Source organism: Burkholderia lata, assembly GCF_902499335.1.
In the GTDB taxonomy this organism is placed as follows: Bacteria; Pseudomonadota; Gammaproteobacteria; order Burkholderiales; family Burkholderiaceae; genus Burkholderia; species Burkholderia lata_B.
In genome coordinates, this window is record NZ_CABVQK010000021.1 from 144,772 (window position 1) to 163,497 (window position 18,726).

Sequence of the window (18,726 nt, forward strand, 5' to 3'; positions counted from 1 at the left end):
CGCCCAACTATCGCAAAAACGTTCCAGCCAGTAATATCGGGCCTAATCCGTTGTTTCGGAGGTCTGTCCATGGTTGCGTGTCCCGCGAGCGAACAGACGTCGGGACAACCCCAATCATAGTCAGCCATCCAGACGGATGGCGCACGCGAGCAGGACGCCACCCTCTTCGATGAGCTCCGCCCGGTCCAACCACACGCCGCCGACCCGGCCGCTACGCGCGCCGCGCAAATCGCGCCGGCGTGCGCTATTTGCGATCCCGCTGCTCGGGATGCTGGCGCTCGCGCTGCTGTGGGCCGTGATCATCGCGCGTCTGTCGGTGGAAAAGGACAGCGCGTACAAGGAAGCAGCGGCTTCCGCGGCGATCCTGTCCTCCGCGCTCGAGCAGCATACGGTCAAGGCGATCCACCAGGTCGACCAGATCACCCGCTTCGTCAAGTTCGAATTCGAGAAGTCGCCCGCGCGCTTCAATCTCGCCAGCGCCGTCGAGAAAGGCGTCGTGCCGAGCGACACGCTGATCCAGGTGTCGCTCGTCAACGCGAAAGGCATCCTGTTCGCGAACACGGCCGAGCTTCATCCGCAGCCGATCAACCTGTCCGACCGCGAGCACTTCAAGGTTCACCTCTCGCACAACGACGACCGCCTCTTCATCAGCAAACCGGTACTCGGCCGCGTGTCGAGCCACTGGACGCTGCAGATGACGCGGCGCCTGAACAACCCGGACGGCAGCTTCGCGGGCATCGTCGTCGTGTCGGAAGACCCGAGCTACTTCACGAACGACTTCTACAACAACGCGGCGATCGGCAAGGAAGGCGTGATCGCGGTCGTGTCCGATACGGGCGCCGTGCTCGCGCGGCGCACGGGCTCGGTCAGCAACGCGCCCGGCGCGTTTTCCGCGTCGGGCGTCTACCCGATCGCCGAGCGCGTGACGGGCACGATCATCGACCCGATCGACGGGGTGACGCGCATCGTGTCGTACCGCCACCTCGACGGCTACCCGCTCGCGGTGATGGTCGGGCTGTCGCAAACCGAGGAATTCGCGGACTACTACCACACGCGCAACGTCTACCTGCTGATGACGAGCTTCATCACGCTCGCGATGCTCGCGTTCTTCGGCGTCGCGACGGGCCTGATCGGCAAGCTGCTCGGCCGTGAGCGCGAAATGACGCAGCTCGCCGAATTCGACCTGCTCACGGGCCTCGCGAACCGCTATGCGACGCTGCGCGGGCTGCGCAACGACGTGTCGATGCCGACGAGCCTGTCGCGGCTCGGGCTGCTGTTCATCGATCTCGACAACTTCAAGACGGTCAACGACACGCTCGGCCACAACGCCGGCGACATCGTGCTGCAGATGACCGCGTCGCGCCTGTCCGATGCGGTCGGCGACGAAGGCTCGCTCGCGCGCATCGGCGGCGACGAATTCGTCGTGGTGATGAAAGGCGACGACGTCGAGCGGCGCGCGGTGCGGCTGGCGGAGGCGATCATCCGGATGTTCGGCGAGCCGTTCGACGTGCGCGGCAGCTCGTTCGTGCTGCATGCGAGCATCGGCATCGCGCTGCACTCGGTTGCGAACGAAAGCGAAATCGACCTGCTGAAGAAGGCCGATCTCGCGATGTACAGCGCGAAGGACGCCGGCAAGAACTGCTACCAGTTCTACGCGCCGCACCTGTCGCACCGCGCCGACCACCTGATGCGCTGGGAGCAGCAACTACGCGTCGCGCTGGCCGAGGGGCAACTGTTCCTCGCGTACCAGCCGAAGATCGACCTCACGCACCGCTACATCACCGGCTTCGAGGCGCTCGCGCGCTGGGATCACCCCGAGCACGGGATCATCTCCGCGAACGAATTCATTTCGATCGCCGAATCGACCGGCCTGATCGTGCCGATCGGCGATTTCGTGATCCGCACCGCGTGCGAGCAGATCGCACGCTGGCGCGACGAGGGCCACGACACGCTGACGCTCGCGGTCAACATCTCGCCCGTGCAGTTCTGGCGCGGCGACCTGATCGAGACGATCTCGCGCACGCTGCTGGAAACCGGCATCGACGCGAACCGGCTCGAGATCGAGATCACCGAAACCGCGATGATGGAGTATCCGGAACTCGTGTCCGAGAAGATCGTCGCGCTGAAGAAGCTCGGCATCCGGATCGCACTCGACGATTTCGGCACCGGATATTCGTCGCTGTCGTACCTGCACCGCTTCTCCGTCGATACGCTGAAGGTCGACCGCTCGTTCGTGCAGGCGATCCCGAACGATCGCAGCGTGTGCGTGATGGTGTCGTCGATCGTGCATCTCGCGCGCTCGCTCGGCCTGACCGTCGTCGTCGAAGGCACGGAAACCGAGGAGCAGATCACGTGGCTGGCCGCGCTCGGTGAGATCGAGGCGCAGGGCTTCCTGTTCTCGCGACCGGTGCCGGCCGACGCGATTCCCGCGCTGATCGCACGCTTCGGCGTGCGCAGCGACCCGCCGAACGTGATTGCGCACCGCGCGACCGGCAGCACGGGCGCGTAAGCGCACCGCGACCGCGGCAGGCGTTGCGCGCGCGGTCATTGTTTCGTTTTCCGATCCGATTGTTTAGTTCATGAACTAGCGTTTTCGCGCATGGCAGTGTCACTGCGCGCAGCGGACAATCAGGAGGGCCGACGTGTCGGCGGGCCGCCGGCATGGTCACACGCGAGAGATCGGGCCCCGTGCCCAAACCACCAACATGACAACCGTCGAAATCGAAGCGACCGCTGATGTCGAACAGGCACAGGCTTCCCTGTGGGACCTGTTCAAGGTCGTGGCCAGCATTTCGGCGGTCTCGTGGGGCGGGCTTTCGATGATGGCGCAGCTCGAACGCCACTACGTGGAACGCCTGAGGCGCATCGAGCCCCACGTATTCGGCGACCTCGTCGCGCTTGCCTGGCTCGTGCCGGGCCCCGTCGGCTGCAACGTGGCGGTACAGGTCGGCCAGATCCTGCACGGCCGCGTCGGCGCATGGGTCGCCGGCATCGCGAGCGTGCTGCCGTTCTCCTTCCTGATGACGCTGTTCGCGATCTTCTATCAGACGCCGCTCGTGCGTTCACTTGCCGCGCCGATGCTGATCAATCACTTCGGGATGGTGCTCGCCGCGCTGATCGGCGTCACGTGGGTCAAGCAAGTGCGTTCGCTTGCGCGCACGCGGCGGGAGCAGCTGATCGCCGCGCTGTCGACGATTCTGCTCGCTTTCGCACATAATCCGGCCGCCTTCGTCGGGATTCTCTTCGCGGCATTCGCGGCAGGCTGGCTGACAGGGCCGACGCAACAGGACGCGGTCGATTTCGCGCTGTCGAAGCGCGACCGCAACCTGCTCGTGCTGCTCGGCGTGCTGGTCGTGCTGTTCGCGGTGCCGCTGCCCGGCGATTACCAGGCGACGCTGCTGTGGCCGCGCCTCGCCGGCGCGGGCATGACGCTGTTCGGCGGCGGCTTTTCCGCGCTGCCCGTGCTCAAGACGCTGTTCGTCACGCCGGCAACGGGCATCTCCGATCACGACTTCACGCTGGCGTTCGCGCTGTCACCCGTCGCGCCCGGGCCGCTGCTGAACGTGGTGCCGTTTCTCGGCTACCTGACCGACGGCTGGGTCGGCGCGCTGCTTGCGACGGCCGCACTGTTCATTCCGTCCGGGTGCCTCGTCGTGTTCGCGCAGAATCACCTTTCCCGGCTCAAGCGCCATTCGCGCTTCGAACACGGGATGCGCCTGCTGCGTGCGGCGACCACGGGCTTTCTCGTCGTCGCCGTCGTGAGGATCCTGCATCGCGAACCGGCCGACCCCGTTTACTGGCTGACGGGCGCCTTCGCGACGCTGTGCTTCGCGCGCTTCAAGGTGCCCGTCTATGCCGTGTACGGCACGGTCGCGGTTGCGTGCGGCGTGTGGCTGTGGGCCGCCGCGCGCTGACGGGCGACCGCCGCCGCCCTGCCGGGTTCGACCGGCATTCGTCCATCTAGCCCATCTCGCCCGTTCCGCCCGTCCTCAACCTGCCTGCACCGCGACCCGGCGGGCCATCCAGCGGGCACGCAGCGCGTCGTATGCGAGGTTGAAGCAGAACGTGTAAGGCAGGAAGAACAGCACGATGCCGAGGTCGAGCAGCAGCGCCTCGACGAGGCTCACGTTCAGCCACCACGCCGCTACCGGCACCACCATCGCCACGAGGCCGAGCTCGAACGTGACTGCATGCGCGATCCGCATGCCGAGCGTGCGCGACAACCCCGCGCGTCGCTCGAAGCGGTCGAACAGCGTGTTGAACGCCATATTCCACGCCATCGCGATCAGCGACACCATCACCGTCAGCACGCCGACGTGCGACACCGGCATGTCGAGCAGCCAAGCGCCGATCGGCGCGCACAACGCGATCGCGACCAGTTCGAACGTCAGTGCATGCAGCAGCCGTTCCGTCACCGTTTTATTGACCTGTTTCATGATTCCCTCCGATTCGTCTACTTCGTTCATGGCAGCCATTTTGATCGGCGTAACCGTATGAATCCAGTTTGATATCATCGGTTTTACCGATATATCACTACCAGGAGCGCCGCATGCGCCACGCCCCCGAAGCCCTGCTCGCATTCGCCGAAGCCGCGCTGCTCGGCTCGTTCACGGCCGCCGCGCGCAAGCTCGGCAAGCGCCAGTCGACCGTGTCGGAGGCGATCGCGAACCTCGAGATCGATCTCGGCGTGCAGTTGTTCGACCGCTCGACGCGCGCGCCGACGCTGACCGACGCCGGGCGCGCACTGCTGCCGCAGGTCCAGCGCGCGCTCGAGGCCGGCGCGGCGATCGACCGCACGGCCGCGCGGCTCGCGCGTGGCGAGGAAGCGCGGCTGACGCTCGTCGTGTCCGATACGTACCAGTCGAAGCGCTACGAGGAAACGTTGATGGCGCTCGAACGGCGCTTTCCGGCACTCGAGCTCGAATGCCAGATCGCCGAGCACGAGGACGTGCTCGACCTGATCCAGCAGGGGCGCGCGCAGCTCGGGCTGATGGCCGCGCGCGCGGCCTACCCGGCCGATATCGGCGCGGCGACCATCGCGGAGGAATCGGAGATCGGGCTGTTCGTCGGCCGCACGCATGCGCTCGCCGAATACGGCGACGCCGACGTGCCGCACGCCGCGCTGCGCGACGTGCGCGAACTGCGCCTCAATACCTATGTGAAAACGGAAGGCCGCGGCGCCGACGACCGGATCGTCGTCGGCACGCAGCACTGGCTGGCACCGAGCTACCTGATGCTGCTGGAGATGGCCGTGCTGGGGTTCGGCTGGGCCGAGCTGCCGCGCTGGATGGTCGATCACTTTGCGCGTGATCGGCTGTGCGAACTGCGTGCGCGCGGCTGGCCGCGCCGTGTGCGGGTCGATGCGGTCTGGTCGCGCAACCGGCCGCTCGGCCCGGTCGGCTCATGGCTGCTCGATGCGATGCTGGCTGCTTAGCGGCGCTTGCCGACGCACCCGCGGCTACGCGCCGGCGGCCGGCTCCGGTCCGATCAGAAGCCGCGCGACAGCACCGCCGCGCCGATCGTGACGACGCCGAGCACGAGGTTCACAAGGACGAGCAGGCGCACCGTATTCACCGCACGCGCACCGTCCGGCCACTTCTGCGCCTGCACCGCGCGGCGGATGCGCGGGAACAGCGCGAACCGGATATGCCCGAAGATCAGCATCATCACGACGCCGAGCCCGGCCATCGCGTGCAGCGACCACGTCGCGTGCGCGCCGCCGAATTCCACGAGCAGGAAGCCGCCGGACAGCAGGATCACGATCACGGAACCCGATACCCAGTTGAAGAAGCGGCCGAACACGCCCTCGATCAGCGGCAACCGAAGCTGCGGCGACAGGTCGGACAGCGCCGGACGCAGGCAGAAGTTGGCGAAGACCATCCCGCCCACCCACACGGCGACGGCCAGCAGATGAAGAAACAGCGCGACGGAGACAGCATGGGACATGACGGCAATCCTGTGAGGAGTTGGGTGCGGCGAACGGCCGCGTCGCACGCGGCATCGAGCGACGTTCGACCGGATTGTCGCTGCGCGGTTCAGACCCCAGGCGCGATTTCACACTATTTTGCAAGTTCCGCGTGACAGCGCCACACTTGCTTACCCGAATCCCCATGCCAAAAGAAAAGGCCGCACGTCCGCCGAAGCGGAGGTGCGGCCTTCGATCGCGGCCGAACCGGACGATCGAACGTACGCGGCGTCAGCCGAGCAGCGGACGCAGCTCGTTGACGACCTTGACCTTTGTCTCCGGCGTGCGGCCCTTGCGTGCGCGCTTGCCGACGTGCGGCGCGAGCCCTGCATACGACAGCGTCTCGTCCATCGCCTTGCCGCCGCGGCCGGTGCCGATCAGCACGACGCCCGCCGGATCGATCGCAAGTGCCTGGACGAGCGTTTCCTTGTCGTCGAGCGCCATCAGGATCACGCCGCGACCGCCGCCGGACAGCGTCTTCATCTCGTCCATCCCGAACACGAGCAGGCGGCCGCCGCTCGACAGGCACGCGACCTGGGTCGCGTTCGGCAGCACGGGCATCGGCGCGAGCGGCGCCGCGCCCGCATCGATCGTCATGAACGCCTTGCCGGCCTTCACGCGGCTCACCATGTCGCCGACCTTCGCGAGGAAACCGAAGCCGTTGCTCGACGCGAGCAGCAGTTGCTGATCGGCCGGCGCCGCGTAGTAGTGCATCAGGTGCGAGCCCGATTCGAGCTCGATCAGCGACGTGACCGGCACGCCGTCGCCGCGCCCGCCCGGCAGCACCGACACGTCGACCGAATACACGCGGCCGCTGCTGCCCCATGCGATCAGGCGATCCGGCGTGCGGCACTGGAACGCCGCATACAGGCTGTCGCCGGCCTTGAACGAGAAGCTGGCCGGGTCGAGTCCGTGGCCCTTCAGCGCACGCACCCAGCCCTTCTGCGACACGACCACCGTCACCGGCTCGTCGACCACCTTCGCCTCGAACGTCGCGCGCTTTTCCTGCTGGATCAGCGTGCGGCGATCGTCGCCGTACTGCTTCGCGTCGGCCTCGATCTCCTTGATCATCAGCCGCTTCATCGCGCTTTCGTTCGCGAGCAGTTCCTCGAGCTTCGCCTTCTCGTCGCGCAGCGCTTCGAGTTCCTTCTCGATCTTGATCTTCTCGAGCCGCGCGAGCTGGCGCAGCCGGATTTCGAGAATATCTTCCGCCTGCCGGTCGGTGAGCCCGAACGCGCTCATCAGCGCGGCCTTCGGCTCGTCAGACTCGCGGATGATGCGGATCACCTCGTCGATGTTCAGGAAGACGATCATCCGCCCTTCGAGGATGTGGATGCGGTCGTCGACCTTCGCGAGACGATGGCGGCACCGGCGCGTCATCGTCAGCTGGCGGAACTTCACCCATTCGTCGAGGATCGTCAGCAGGCCCTTCTGGCCCGGCCGGCCGTCGGCGCCGATCATCACGAGGTTCAGCGTCGCATTCGATTCGAGGCTCGTGTACGCGAGCAGCGTGTTCACGAATTCCGTCTGGTCGATCGTGCGCGACTTCGGCTCGAACACGAGCCGCACCGCCGCTTCCTTGCCCGACTCGTCGCGCACCGCGTCGAGCAGGTCGAGCATCGCCTTCTTCGTGTTGAGCTGCTCGGGCGTCAGCGTCTTCTTGCCGAGCTTGAGCTTCGGGTTCGTCAGTTCCTCGATTTCCTCGAGCACCTTCTGGCCCGACGTGCTCGGCGGCAGCTCGGTGACGACGAGCTGCCACTGGCCGCGCGCAAGATCCTCGATCTTCCATTTCGCGCGCACCTTCAGGCTGCCGCGGCCGGTTTCATAGGCCGCCGCGATTTCCGCGTCGCTCGAGATGATCTGGCCGCCGCCCGGGAAATCCGGGCCGGGGATCAGGTTCATCAGCTCCGCGTGCGTGAGCTTCGGATTGCGGATCAGCGAGACCGCCGCCGCTGCGACTTCACGCAGGTTGTGCGACGGGATTTCGGTCGCAAGACCGACCGCGATGCCCGACGCGCCGTTCAGCAGCACGAACGGCATGCGGCTCGGCAGCGTCTTCGGCTCCTCGAACGAGCCGTCGTAGTTCGGCATGAAGTCGACCGTGCCCTGGTCGATCTCGTCGAGCAGCAGCTTCGCGATCGGCGTGAGGCGTGCTTCCGTGTATCGCATCGCCGCCGCGCCGTCGCCGTCGCGCGAGCCGAAGTTGCCCTGCCCGTCGATCAGCGGGTAGCGCAGCGAGAAATCCTGCGCGAGACGCACCAGTGCGTCGTACGCCGACTGGTCGCCGTGCGGGTGGTATTTACCGAGCACGTCGCCGACCACGCGCGCCGACTTCACCGGCTTCGCGTCCGGGCCGAGGCCCATTTCGTTCATCGCGTAGAGAATCCGGCGCTGCACCGGCTTCTGGCCGTCGCAGACGTCGGGCAGCGCGCGGCTCTTCACGACGCTGACCGCGTAGCTGAGGTACGCCTGCTCCGCGTAGTTGCCGAGCGTCAGCGCATCGGCATCCGGTGCGTCGGACGCGGCGAAGAGATCGGAAGTATTGTCGTCCATCTGAATTCCGTATTCGTAAGTGGCGTGGGGCCGGGCCGGGCGTGAGGCCCGGCCGCGCAGGTGCTCGGCTTAGATGTCCGCTTCGACGTCGTTGCCCTTTTCCTCGAGCCAGCCGCGCCGTGCGGCTGCCTCGCCCTTGCCCATCAGCATCGTCATGCGCGCGACGGTCGCCTCGTAGTCGAGCTCGCCGAGCTTCACCGGCATCAGACGGCGCGTGTCGGGGTTCATCGTGGTATCCCACAGCTGCTCGGCGCTCATTTCGCCGAGACCCTTGAAGCGGCTGATGCTCCACTGGGTCTCGCGCACACCGTCCTTGCGCAGCTTGTCGAGGATCGCTTCGAGCTCGCCGTCGTCGAGCGCATAGAGCTTCTGCGCGGCCTTCTTGCCGCGCGCGGGCGCATCGACGCGGAACAGCGGCGGCCGCGCGACGCACACATGGCCGCGCTCGATCAGTTGCGGGAAATGCTTGAAGAACAGCGTGAGCAGCAGCACCTGGATGTGCGAGCCGTCGACGTCCGCGTCCGACAGGATGCAGATCTTGCCGTAGCGCAGGTTCGACAGGTCGACGCTTTCATCCGGGCTGTGCGGATCGACGCCGATCGCGACCGAGATGTCGTGCACCTCGTTGTTCGCGAACAGGCGGTCGCGCTCGGTTTCCCACGTGTTCAGCACCTTGCCGCGCAGCGGCAGGATCGCCTGGTATTCCTTGTCGCGGCCCATCTTCGCGGAGCCGCCTGCCGAATCACCCTCGACGAGGAACAGTTCGTTGCGCGCGATATCTTCGGTTTCGCAGTCGGTCAGCTTGCCGGGCAGCACAGCGACGCCCGAGCTCTTGCGCTTCTCGACCTTCTGGCCCGCACGCGTGCGCGCCTGTGCCTGCTTGATCACGAGTTCGGCGAGCTTCTTGCCGTGCTCGACGTGCTGGTTCAGCCACAGCTCCAGCGCGGGACGCGAGAACGACGACACGAGCTTCACCGCGTCGCGGCTGTTCAGGCGTTCCTTGATCTGCCCCTGGAACTGCGGATCGAGCACCTTCGCGGACAGCACGAACGACACGCGCGCGAACACGTCTTCCGCGAGCAGCTTCACGCCCTTCGGCTGCAGGTTGTGCAGTTCGACGAAGCTTTTCACCGCCTGGTAGAGACCGTCGCGCAGGCCGGATTCATGCGTGCCGCCGGCCGGCGTCGGGATCAGGTTCACGTACGACTCGCGCACGAGCGAGCCTTCCTCGCTCCATGCAACGACCCACGACGCGCCCTCGCCTTCGGCGAAGGTGTCGTCCCCCGAACGCGAATCGGCGAAACGCTCGCCTTCGAACAGCGGGATCAGCAGCTCACTGCCGTTCATTTCGTCGAGCAGGTAGCCGCGCAGGCCGTCTTCATATTTCCACGTCTGGCGCTCGCCCGACTTCTCGTTGACGAGCACGACCTCGACGCCCGGCAGCAGCACAGCCTTCGAGCGCAGCAGGCGCTGCAGTTCGCCGAGCGGCAGGTTCGGCGAATCGAAGTACTTCGGATTCGGCCACACCTGCACGCGCGTGCCGGATTTCTTCTCGCCGCGGCCCGCGCCTTGCGTTGCGAGCGGCTTCACCACATCGCCTTCGGCGAAGCCGAGCTCCGCGATCTTGCCGTCGCGCCAGACCGTCACGTCGAGGCGCGTCGCCAGCGCGTTCGTCACCGACACGCCGACGCCGTGCAGGCCGCCCGAGAACGTGTAGGCGCCGCCCGCGGCCTTGTCGAACTTGCCGCCCGCGTGCAGGCGCGTGAATACGATCTCGACGACCGGCACGCCCTCTTCCGGGTGCATGCCGAACGGGATGCCGCGGCCGTCGTCCTCGACCGATACCGACTGGTCGGCGTGCAACGTGACCGTGATCTGCTTGCCGTAGCCGCCGAGCGCCTCGTCGGACGCGTTGTCGATGACTTCCTGGATGATGTGCAGCGGATTCTCGGTACGGGTGTACATGCCGGGACGCTGCTTGACCGGCTCGAGACCCTTGAGCACCTTGATCGATGCTTCGCTATAGGCCGCGCTGGGTTTCTTCGTTGACATAGGCGCTGAATTTCGTCATTCATCGGGACGTTGTCCACACCTCGTGTGGATAACGTCGTGGACAAAACGTTGAGTTCCGTAAAAAAGCGAATCGAAACAACGGTGTGCTTGGACTGCTCCGAAAGCGGGCGCGCGGCGTGCGCTGCGCTGCCCGGGACGCGCGGTATTTTACTGGTTCCGCGTGGCACGCCAATCGCGGAATCGCGCGCGGCGGCCGCCGGCCGCGCGACGCGTATCACGCCGGCTTGCGCTTCGCCTCGAGCGTTTCCCACCGTTCGAGCGCTTCGAGCAATTCGTCGTCGATCGCCGCGAACCGCTCGGTCAGGCGTGTGCCTTCCTGCGGATCCTTCGCAAAAATCGAGCCGTCTTCGAGCCTAGCGTTGATCGTCTTCTGCTCCTCTTCGAGCGAGGCGATCTTCTCCGGCAGCGAATCGAGCTCGCGCTGCTCGTTGAACGACAGCTTCACCGTGCGTTGCGCGTTGCGGCCCGCGGCGCTTTTCGCCGCGTCTTCCTTGACGGGCGCCGCGTCCTTGACCGCGCGCTTCGCGGCGTCCTGCTGCGCGAGCTGATCGGCACGCGCGCTCTGGATCTGCCAGTCGGTGAAGCCGCCCACGTATTCGCGCCACTTGCCGTCGCCCTCGGCCGCGATCACCGACGTCACGACGTTGTCGAGGAACGCGCGATCGTGGCTGACGAGCAGCACCGTGCCGTCGTAGTCGGCCAGCAGCTCCTCGAGCAGTTCGAGCGTCTGGATGTCGAGGTCGTTGGTCGGTTCGTCGAGCACCAGCACGTTGGCCGGACGCGCGAACAGGCGCGCGAGCAGCAGCCGGTTGCGCTCGCCGCCCGACAGCGACTTCACCGGCGACCGCGCGCGTTCCGGCGCGAACAGGAAATCGCCGAGATAGCTCATCACGTGCTTGCGCACGCCGCCGATCTCGACCCATTCGCTGCCGGGGCTGATCGTATCCGCGAGGCTCTTTTCCTGGTCGAGCTGCGCACGCATCTGGTCGAAATAGGCGACCTGCAGGTTGGTGCCGATACGCACCGTGCCTTCGTCGGGCTTCAGTTCGCCGAGAATCAGCTTGAGCAGCGTCGTCTTGCCGGCGCCGTTCGGGCCGATGAAGCCGATCTTGTCGCCGCGCATCACCGTCGTCGAGAAGCGATCGACGACCGCGCGGCCGCCGTAGCGCTTCGTCACGTCGGTCAGCTCCGCGACGATCTTGCCGGACTTCTCGCCCTGCGCGACATCCAGCTTCACGTTGCCCAGCGTGTTGCGGCGGTCCGCGCGCTCGTTGCGCATCTGCACGAGCCGCGCGATGCGGCCGACGCTGCGCGTACGGCGCGCTTCGACGCCCTTGCGGATCCACACTTCTTCCTGCGCGAGCAACTTGTCGAACTTCTCGTTTTCCACGCGCTCGATTTCGAGCTGCTGCGCCTTGCGCGTCTGGTACGCGGAGAAATTGCCCGGGTACGACAGCAGCCGGCCGCGATCGAGGTCGACGATGCGCGTCGCGACGCGGTCGAGGAACGCGCGATCGTGGGTGATGAACAGCAGGCCCGCGCGCTGCGCGACGAGCAGCTCTTCCAGCCAGCGGATGCCGTCGAAGTCGAGGTGGTTGGTCGGTTCGTCGAGCAGCAGCACGTCGGGCTGCAGCACCAGCGCGCGCGCCAGCGCGACACGCTTCTGCATCCCGCCCGACAGCGCGTCGACGGGTGCATCGACGTCCGCCAGGCCGATCTGCGCGAGCGTCATCGACACGCGCGTGCGCCAGCTCCAGGCGTCGTGCGCGTCGAGCGACGACTGCAGCGCGTTCATCCGCGCGAGCAACGCATCGTGCTCGGCGCCTTCGGGTATATCCGCGAGGCGGTGCGCGATCGAATCGTATTCTTCGAGCAGTTCGCGCGTGTGCGCGAGCCCTGATGCCACTGCATCGAACACAGTCGCGCCCGGCTCAAATTCGGGCTCCTGCGGCACGTAGACGGTCACGAGTTCCTGATGGCGCGTGACCAGCCCGTCGTCGGCCTTCGCGAGCCCGGCGACGATCTTCAGCAGCGACGACTTGCCCGCGCCGTTGCGGCCGATCAGGCCGACGCGCTCGCCGGCTTCCAGCGAGAAATCCGCGTGATCGAGCAACGCGACGTGACCGAACGCGAGCTGCGCGCCGGAAATGGAATAGAGCGACATGGGGAGACGGCGAAGAGAGAAATCGGAAGCGCCCATTGTACCGGTCGCGGGCGGCGCCACCGGTATGGCCGGATGGATAAGACCGGCAAACGGGTTGAGAGGCGGGTTGGATCGTGCTTTTGGCGGCAGACCGGCGGTGTCCATCGAGGCGCATCGGCGCGATGCGATGGCCTATCGGGTGCGCCCGGCTTCGGGTAGCGGACGCCGCGCGCAGGCTCTATGTGGAAGGTCCAATTCCGACCGGATGCCTGCGGCCGGCCGATCGACCATTCCGCGCCGGACGCCTCGGGCGCCCGTACGCGGCATGCGCGATTACTTCACGTTGAGCATGATCGTGGAGCTCATTTCGGGGCCGTACGAGCGGTGCGCGCCGTCGCCGAACTGCAGCGTCAACGTGTGCTGACCGGGCGGCAGCTTGATCTCGGTTTCGGTCTGCGCCTTGCCGAAGTGCAGCGAGCGCTCGCTCGCAGGGATCACGTCGCCCTTCGGAATCGGCCGGCCGTCGATCAGCAGGTGATGATGGCCGGTATTCGGCGTCATGTCGCCTGCGGGCCGAAGCTCCATCCCTTCAAGCCCGAACTTCACGTGCACCGGGTTCGACACCGTCGCGCCCTCGCTCGGCGCTTCGAAATACACGCGCGCCTCGGCCCGCGCCATCGTCGACACGGCCATCGCCGCCACGCACACCGCACCTGCGATCCACTTTCTGTTCAGCATCGCATTCTCCTTATGATTGGACAGCCCGGGAAGCATACACCGCACGCACGGCATATGTGTTTCGGTTGCGTTGTTCGCGATGCGTACGTTTAAAACGACGTTGCGGAGCCGTTCGGCGAAATTCCGGTACCATTGCGCCTTTCGTCCGCCGGCCAGGCCGCGGACGGGCATCACCGGATTTCCATTTTTCCCGAGCACTACATGAGCGAAGTAACCGAATACCAGAGCTGGGTCTGCCTGATTTGCGGGTGGGTCTACAACGAAGCGGAAGGGCTGCCCGACGAAGGCATCGCGCCCGGCACCCGTTTCGCCGACATCCCCGCCGACTGGCGCTGCCCGCTGTGCGACGTGGGCAAGGAAGATTTCGTCGTCGTCGATTTCTGATTCGCTGATTCCCTGGTTTTCTGATCGCGGCTGATTGCGCGATCACGCGCGTCGGCACGCATTCCGCCCCGCCGACGCGCCGCGCGTTTGCTATACTCTGCGCGCTGTCCACACTGCCGTCCGGTTCGCGTTTTTTCGCGCGATCATTCGGACATGGCTCTCCCCGTAGTTCAATGGATAGAACAAGCGCCTCCTAAGCGCTAGATACAGGTTCGATTCCTGTCGGGGGGACCAGCCAAGCTTCCAGCCATCCGCAAGATTCACAAGAAACTCCCCGCTTCGCCCCGTCTGGTGACGTTCTAGCTCCCGGCCTTACCCGAGACTGTAGTAACGGTCGGAGAAGGTGTGGATATGCTTGTTGGTATCAGCCGATACCAACAATGCCTCTGGCTGACGTACAGATATCGCATCAGCTCGATAACGCATCAACATTGGCCGCGCCAACTCGCCCTTTCCGCCATACCGCCGGCGACGGGCGGGGCGTGACGATGTTGGACTGCCGCCAGCCTACTCGTCGAACGGCCCGGCTTCAAAGGTGGCCGCTCCGTCGGCATACTCTCGCACCCATATATCGCGGTGGTCCTCGCCAGAGCCCTTTACTCCGAACGACGCATTCGGCAGGTATGAAGCCAGCTTGTCGAACAGCATGACGATCGCCGTGCTGTCCAGAAAGAAGCGAGTTGAAGTGGGTAGAGCCGAACCACATGCTTCGGTGAGGTTGGTCAATACGTCGTGGCTTAGCGAATATTCGTCAAGAAACTTCAAGAGTTCCTCACGGACACTGGCAACGTTCAACGGCTCACCATCGAACGGATGAACCGAAACCTGAGTGTGAAAGCTCATTCGAACTTACTCCGTTATTTTTCTCATTCAAACATTGGCTCTTCACGGCGTGTGGAGCGAATCGTGATTGTTGACGATCTACCGACCGTTGTCGATCAGCCAAGTTTGGGCTTTCGTGGGCAGTTCACCCTTCTCGAAGCGTGCCGATCCTGCCGGTGAACCGCGGCTTCCATTCGACGCAAATCACAGATCGATTGACTCTCCACATCAGCCCTAGTACACTTCGCGCCGCGGGGTGGAGCAGTCTGGCAGCTCGTCGGGCTCATAACCCGAAGGTCGTAGGTTCAAATCCTACCCCCGCAACCAATACCGAAGCCCGCTCTGCGAAAGCAAGCGGGCTTCTTGCTTTCCGCATGCACGGCTGCGTGTGCACGGACTGGCCACACTGCACACGGATTGCGGAATATTCAGACGCCGGCATCACCTGCGACACACGACCACACCCTGTCCAATCGCCACGGCCCTGCGCCAGAAATTGCGTAGAATTCCGAACTTTCTTCAGCATCGGGACTCCCGCAATGATTCGAGCAATCGCGGCACTCGCCGCGCTTTCAGCGATGGCCGGCACGGCAAACGCCGCCGACACCCTCACCGCGCCTGCAACGCAGCGCTATGTCAGCCCCGGCATCGCCAACGTCACGGGCGCAGCGGCACCGCGCCCTGAAACCACCTCCGCCGACGCGCGCTGCCGTGAACTGGCCGCCGGCATCGACGCCGTCACGCATACCCCCGACCGCGGCCAGAAGGTCGTGCGCGGGATGGGCCCGGACGGCAAGCCGCGCAACGAACTGCACGCCTACGACAAGCGGGCCGATCTCGAAGCCGAGCACCAGCGGCTCGGCTGCCGATAACGAACGCAACACCGCCCGGCTAGGTCAAATCGCGCCGGGCGTCCGCATTCACGCGTTCGCACCACCGTCGATCGTCAACCCGGTCCCGTTGATCGACCGCCCTTCCGGCCCGACCACGAACGCGACGAGCGCCGCCACGTCATCGGCCTTGCCGTACTGCGGGATCGCCATCCGCGAACGCTGCGCGCTGGCATGTTCGCCGTCGGCCGGATTCATGTCGGTATCCGTCGACCCCGGATGCACGATATTGACCGTGATGCCGCGCGAACCGAGATCACGCGCGAGCCCCTGCGTCCATCCGATCAGCGCGGCCTTGCTCGCCGCATAGAGGCTCATCCCTGCATCGGGCACGCGCGTGGCGAGGCAGCTGCCGGTTGACACGATGCGCCCGCCCTCCCCGAGATGCCGCGCCGCCGCCTGCGACGCGACGATCACCGCACGCACGTTCACGTTCAGCGTCGCGTCGATATCGTCGAGCGTGAGGTCGTCCAGCGCGCCGGCCCGGAAAATCCCCGCGTTGTTGACGAGGATGTCCAGACCGCCGAACGCCTCCGCCGCACGATCGACCGCGTCGCGCACGGCCACCGGATCGGCGCTGTCGGCCTGGATCGCGACGGCGCGGCGGCCGAGCGCCTCGATGCCGGCGACGACGGCCTGCGCCCGCTCGGCCGATTTCTCGTAGGTAATCGCGACGTCCGCGCCATCGGCCGCCAGCCGTTTCGCGATCGCCGCGCCAATGCCACGGCTGCCGCCCGTGATGAGTGCACGCTTGCCCTGAAGTCGGTTCATGTCGATTCCTTCCCTCATTTATGTAACGACCAACACAGAATGTGGCAGGTTGCGCGACACAGTCAATTGATTTAATTTATCGATCGATACAGATATCGACGAAGGAACGGACGCAATGGCTGAACGGGGCCGACCGAGAAGCTTCGACAAGGAAGCGGCGCTGGAGCGCGCGATGGAGGTGTTCTGGCGCCTCGGCTACGAAGGCGCATCGATGACCGACCTGACGGCCGCGATGGGCATCGCGTCGCCGAGCCTGTATGCGGCGTTCGGCAGCAAGGAAGCGTTGTTCCGGCAGGCGCTCGACCACTACCGCGCAACGGAAGGACGGGAAATCTGGGGGGGCGTCGAACAGGCCGGCAACGCGCACGACGCCGTGCGGAACTACCTGATGGATACCGCACGCGTGTTCACGCGGCGTTCGAAGCCGGCCGGTTGCCTGGTCGTGCTGTCAGCACTGCACCCGGCCGAGCGCTCCGATACGGTCCGGCAAACGCTGATCGCGATGCGCGAGCGCACGGTGCAGAATCTGCGCGAGCGCCTCAAGCAAGGTGTCGCGACCGGCGAAATCGCCGCACAAGCGAACCTCGACGCGATCGCACGGTACTACGTGACGGTCCAGCAGGGGATGTCGATCCAGGCGCGCGACGGTGCAAGTCGCCGCGATCTGGAGGCCGTCGCGCAAGCCGCGCTGGCTGCGTGGCCAGCGCTCGTCGGTACGGGTGGCGCAGGCGGCGCTTAACGGCCGGACGCCCCCGCCGCGCGCAACCGCGCCGTAACGTTACTGCTTCGCCGCGTGCTGCACGTCCTTCGACGCATGCCACACGCGATAGCGCACCTCGAAGCCATCCGGCACATAGACGACGAGCGGCAGGCGGCTGTTGTAGCGCAGCAGCTGGCCGTCACCGCGCACCTGCACGAACCGTTGCTGCGGCGCCTGTCCCGGGCACGCCATCAGCGTCGATGCCGGCCCCTTCACGTCGGTGAGCTGGTAGTACGTATAGCCCCAGCCCTTCACGTCCTCGGCGGTCAGCTCGCCGCCGAACCACTGCTGGTTGCAGTCGGTCTGCAGCGTCTTGCCGATCATCAGTTCGACGCGTGCATCGCCTTCGTTCTCGAGCGCGGGCAGCGCGATCACGACGCGCTGCTGGCCGGCCACTGCCTGCGGAAACATCTTGATCGACTCGGCCGTCACGGCGGGCGCCGACGCAGGCCCGGCCACGCAGGCGGCGGCAGTCGTCACGCAGAAAGCGGCCAGCACGGCCCGGATCGCGAATTTCATCGATGTGCTCCTGAAAAACAAATGAGCCCCGGATGCTAACACTTCCGCCGCACGACCTTACGGCGCTGTAATTTGACGACACAATTGCAAACAGCTGGCAATCCCCTTGCGCGGTACTTATAGGGGAACCAACGGAGAACATCATGCTGAAGCTCATTGCTGCCGCCGGCGTCGCCACCCTGCTGGCCGGCTGCGTCGTCGCCCCGGACGCCGGATACGGCTACGGCCAGCCCTACTATTCCTCGCCGGGCTACGCGTACAGCCCGTCGCCCGTGTACGGCACGGTCAATATCTGGGGCGGTGGCGGCGGACGCGACTGGGATCGCGGCCGGCGCGATTACCATCGCTGGGACGGCGATCGTGGCGATCGTGGCGATCGAGGCAACCGCGGTAACGGCTGGGGGCGCGGCGGCGGACACCGCGGCGACTGGAACGACGGCGGCGGAAACGGCGGCGGCCATCGCCACTGACGCGCATTTGCAACCGTTTGTATCCGCACACGGCCCGCCGACGGCCGACGCGTCACGCACACGAACGGCCGCGCAAAAAAACGAAGGCCCTCGCTTGAAGCGAGGGCCTTTTGTCGTCCGGTGCGGTGAAGCGAACGTCGGCGGCGCCGGCCATACGGTACCGCCCGTTTACGCGTCGCGCGTCTGCCTGCTTACCAGCCGGCCGGCTGCGCGTAACCGCCCGATACGGGCGCGCCGCAGACATACGCGCGCTGGTAGCGGTCGTAGCAATAGTTCGGGCCGTCGTCCTGATACTGCGCCTGCTGGTAGGTCGGATACGCAGGCTGCTGGTAGGCAGGCGCCTGGTAGTACGTCGGCGGCTGATAGGCCGGTGCCTGGTACGCGGGCGCCTGATACGCAACGGGCGGATTCATCGCGGACGTCACGATCGCGCCCAGCACCGCGCCGCCAATCAGCGCGCCGATGACGGCGCCACCGTCGCGGCCATGCGCGGACGCCGGACCGGCCACGGCAAGCGAACCGGCGAGGACACACACTGCGGCAATTTTTTTCATGATGGACAGAGGTGGCCTCGCAAAATCGGACAGCCAGATAAGTGGAACGGCCGGGGCCTGAGCCAGCGATAATGCCGGCAAAGG

17 protein-coding genes and 2 tRNA genes are annotated in these 18,726 nt (G+C 65.8%); 9 read left to right on the top strand and 10 right to left on the bottom strand.

What is annotated here, in order from left to right:
• The first annotated feature begins 169 nt into the window (after window positions 1-169).
• Together BCO18175_RS37570 and BCO18175_RS37575 are read left to right on the top strand one after the other, a co-directional pair.
• Window positions 170-2,509: a bifunctional diguanylate cyclase/phosphodiesterase gene (locus BCO18175_RS37570; protein WP_174988629.1), complete on the top strand. Its 2,340-nt coding sequence runs from the start codon at window positions 170-172 to the stop codon at window positions 2,507-2,509.
• A gap of 196 nt (window positions 2,510-2,705) precedes the next feature.
• On the top strand, window positions 2,706-3,914 hold the full coding sequence (locus BCO18175_RS37575) for a chromate transporter (protein WP_174915800.1): 1,209 nt from the start codon (window positions 2,706-2,708) through the stop codon (window positions 3,912-3,914).
• A gap of 75 nt (window positions 3,915-3,989) precedes the next feature.
• Here BCO18175_RS37575 and BCO18175_RS37580 read toward each other — a convergent pair whose 3' ends face one another.
• Window positions 3,990-4,436 carry a multidrug/biocide efflux PACE transporter gene (locus BCO18175_RS37580; RefSeq protein ID WP_174967754.1) on the bottom strand — a complete coding sequence of 149 codons (447 nt, stop codon included), beginning with the start codon at window positions 4,434-4,436 and terminating at the stop codon, window positions 3,990-3,992.
• 113 nt (window positions 4,437-4,549) lie between these two features.
• Between BCO18175_RS37580 and BCO18175_RS37585 the strand changes: the two genes are divergently transcribed.
• Entirely contained in the window at window positions 4,550-5,434 is an 885-nt protein-coding gene (locus BCO18175_RS37585; RefSeq protein WP_039370345.1) for a LysR family transcriptional regulator, read from the top strand.
• A gap of 53 nt (window positions 5,435-5,487) precedes the next feature.
• On the opposite strand, the gene BCO18175_RS37590 is transcribed toward BCO18175_RS37585, so the two are convergent.
• The 5 genes from BCO18175_RS37590 to BCO18175_RS37610 form a co-directional block, all read right to left on the bottom strand.
• Window positions 5,488-5,946, bottom strand: a complete 459-nt coding sequence (locus BCO18175_RS37590; RefSeq protein WP_085041971.1) for a CopD family protein — start codon at window positions 5,944-5,946, stop codon at window positions 5,488-5,490.
• 250 nt (window positions 5,947-6,196) lie between these two features.
• Window positions 6,197-8,518, bottom strand: a complete 2,322-nt coding sequence (gene parC / locus BCO18175_RS37595; RefSeq protein ID WP_174988631.1) for a DNA topoisomerase IV subunit A — start codon at window positions 8,516-8,518, stop codon at window positions 6,197-6,199.
• Between the two features lie 69 nt (window positions 8,519-8,587).
• Window positions 8,588-10,570: a DNA topoisomerase IV subunit B gene (locus tag BCO18175_RS37600; protein WP_011352819.1), complete on the bottom strand. Its 1,983-nt coding sequence runs from the start codon at window positions 10,568-10,570 to the stop codon at window positions 8,588-8,590.
• Window positions 10,571-10,805: 235 nt separating this feature from the next.
• Entirely contained in the window at window positions 10,806-12,755 is a 1,950-nt protein-coding gene (locus BCO18175_RS37605) for an ATP-binding cassette domain-containing protein (protein WP_438820528.1), read from the bottom strand.
• A 312-nt stretch (window positions 12,756-13,067) separates the two neighbouring features.
• Window positions 13,068-13,472, bottom strand: coding sequence for a DUF4399 domain-containing protein (locus BCO18175_RS37610; protein ID WP_174915795.1), 405 nt, complete (start codon window positions 13,470-13,472; stop codon window positions 13,068-13,070).
• A gap of 201 nt (window positions 13,473-13,673) precedes the next feature.
• Here BCO18175_RS37610 and BCO18175_RS37615 point away from each other — a divergent pair, with 201 nt between their 5' ends.
• Together BCO18175_RS37615 and BCO18175_RS37620 are read left to right on the top strand one after the other, a co-directional pair.
• Entirely contained in the window at window positions 13,674-13,856 is a 183-nt protein-coding gene (locus BCO18175_RS37615) for a rubredoxin (protein WP_006398668.1), read from the top strand.
• A gap of 159 nt (window positions 13,857-14,015) precedes the next feature.
• Window positions 14,016-14,090, top strand: a tRNA-Arg gene (locus BCO18175_RS37620).
• Between the two features lie 273 nt (window positions 14,091-14,363).
• Here BCO18175_RS37620 and BCO18175_RS37625 read toward each other — a convergent pair.
• The gene (locus BCO18175_RS37625; RefSeq protein WP_254608230.1) at window positions 14,364-14,699 is read right to left on the bottom strand and encodes a hypothetical protein; all 336 of its coding nucleotides are present in this window, start codon (window positions 14,697-14,699) and stop codon (window positions 14,364-14,366) included.
• A 229-nt stretch (window positions 14,700-14,928) separates the two neighbouring features.
• Between BCO18175_RS37625 and BCO18175_RS37630 the strand changes: the two genes are divergently transcribed.
• Both BCO18175_RS37630 and BCO18175_RS37635 read left to right on the top strand, forming a co-directional pair.
• A tRNA-Met gene (locus tag BCO18175_RS37630) sits at window positions 14,929-15,005 on the top strand.
• A gap of 212 nt (window positions 15,006-15,217) precedes the next feature.
• Window positions 15,218-15,550: a hypothetical protein gene (locus BCO18175_RS37635; RefSeq protein ID WP_254608231.1), complete on the top strand. Its 333-nt coding sequence runs from the start codon at window positions 15,218-15,220 to the stop codon at window positions 15,548-15,550.
• A 48-nt stretch (window positions 15,551-15,598) separates the two neighbouring features.
• Here the strand turns inward: BCO18175_RS37635 and BCO18175_RS37640 are convergent, their stop codons facing one another.
• Window positions 15,599-16,339, bottom strand: a complete 741-nt coding sequence (locus tag BCO18175_RS37640; RefSeq protein ID WP_174988635.1) for an SDR family NAD(P)-dependent oxidoreductase — start codon at window positions 16,337-16,339, stop codon at window positions 15,599-15,601.
• A gap of 115 nt (window positions 16,340-16,454) precedes the next feature.
• On the opposite strand from BCO18175_RS37640, the gene BCO18175_RS37645 reads away from it, so the two are divergent.
• Entirely contained in the window at window positions 16,455-17,078 is a 624-nt protein-coding gene (locus BCO18175_RS37645) for a TetR/AcrR family transcriptional regulator (protein ID WP_174988637.1), read from the top strand.
• A gap of 39 nt (window positions 17,079-17,117) precedes the next feature.
• Here the strand turns inward: BCO18175_RS37645 and eco are convergent, their stop codons facing one another.
• Window positions 17,118-17,618 (bottom strand): serine protease inhibitor ecotin, encoded by a 501-nt coding sequence (gene eco / locus BCO18175_RS37650; RefSeq protein WP_174988639.1) that lies wholly within the window; start codon window positions 17,616-17,618, stop codon window positions 17,118-17,120.
• 143 nt (window positions 17,619-17,761) lie between these two features.
• On the opposite strand from eco, the gene BCO18175_RS37655 reads away from it, so the two are divergent.
• Window positions 17,762-18,088: a hypothetical protein gene (locus BCO18175_RS37655; RefSeq protein WP_174988641.1), complete on the top strand. Its 327-nt coding sequence runs from the start codon at window positions 17,762-17,764 to the stop codon at window positions 18,086-18,088.
• A 191-nt stretch (window positions 18,089-18,279) separates the two neighbouring features.
• On the opposite strand, the gene BCO18175_RS37660 is transcribed toward BCO18175_RS37655, so the two are convergent.
• Window positions 18,280-18,642 carry a hypothetical protein gene (locus BCO18175_RS37660; protein WP_089440766.1) on the bottom strand — a complete coding sequence of 121 codons (363 nt, stop codon included), beginning with the start codon at window positions 18,640-18,642 and terminating at the stop codon, window positions 18,280-18,282.
• Window positions 18,643-18,726: the final 84 nt, after the last annotated feature.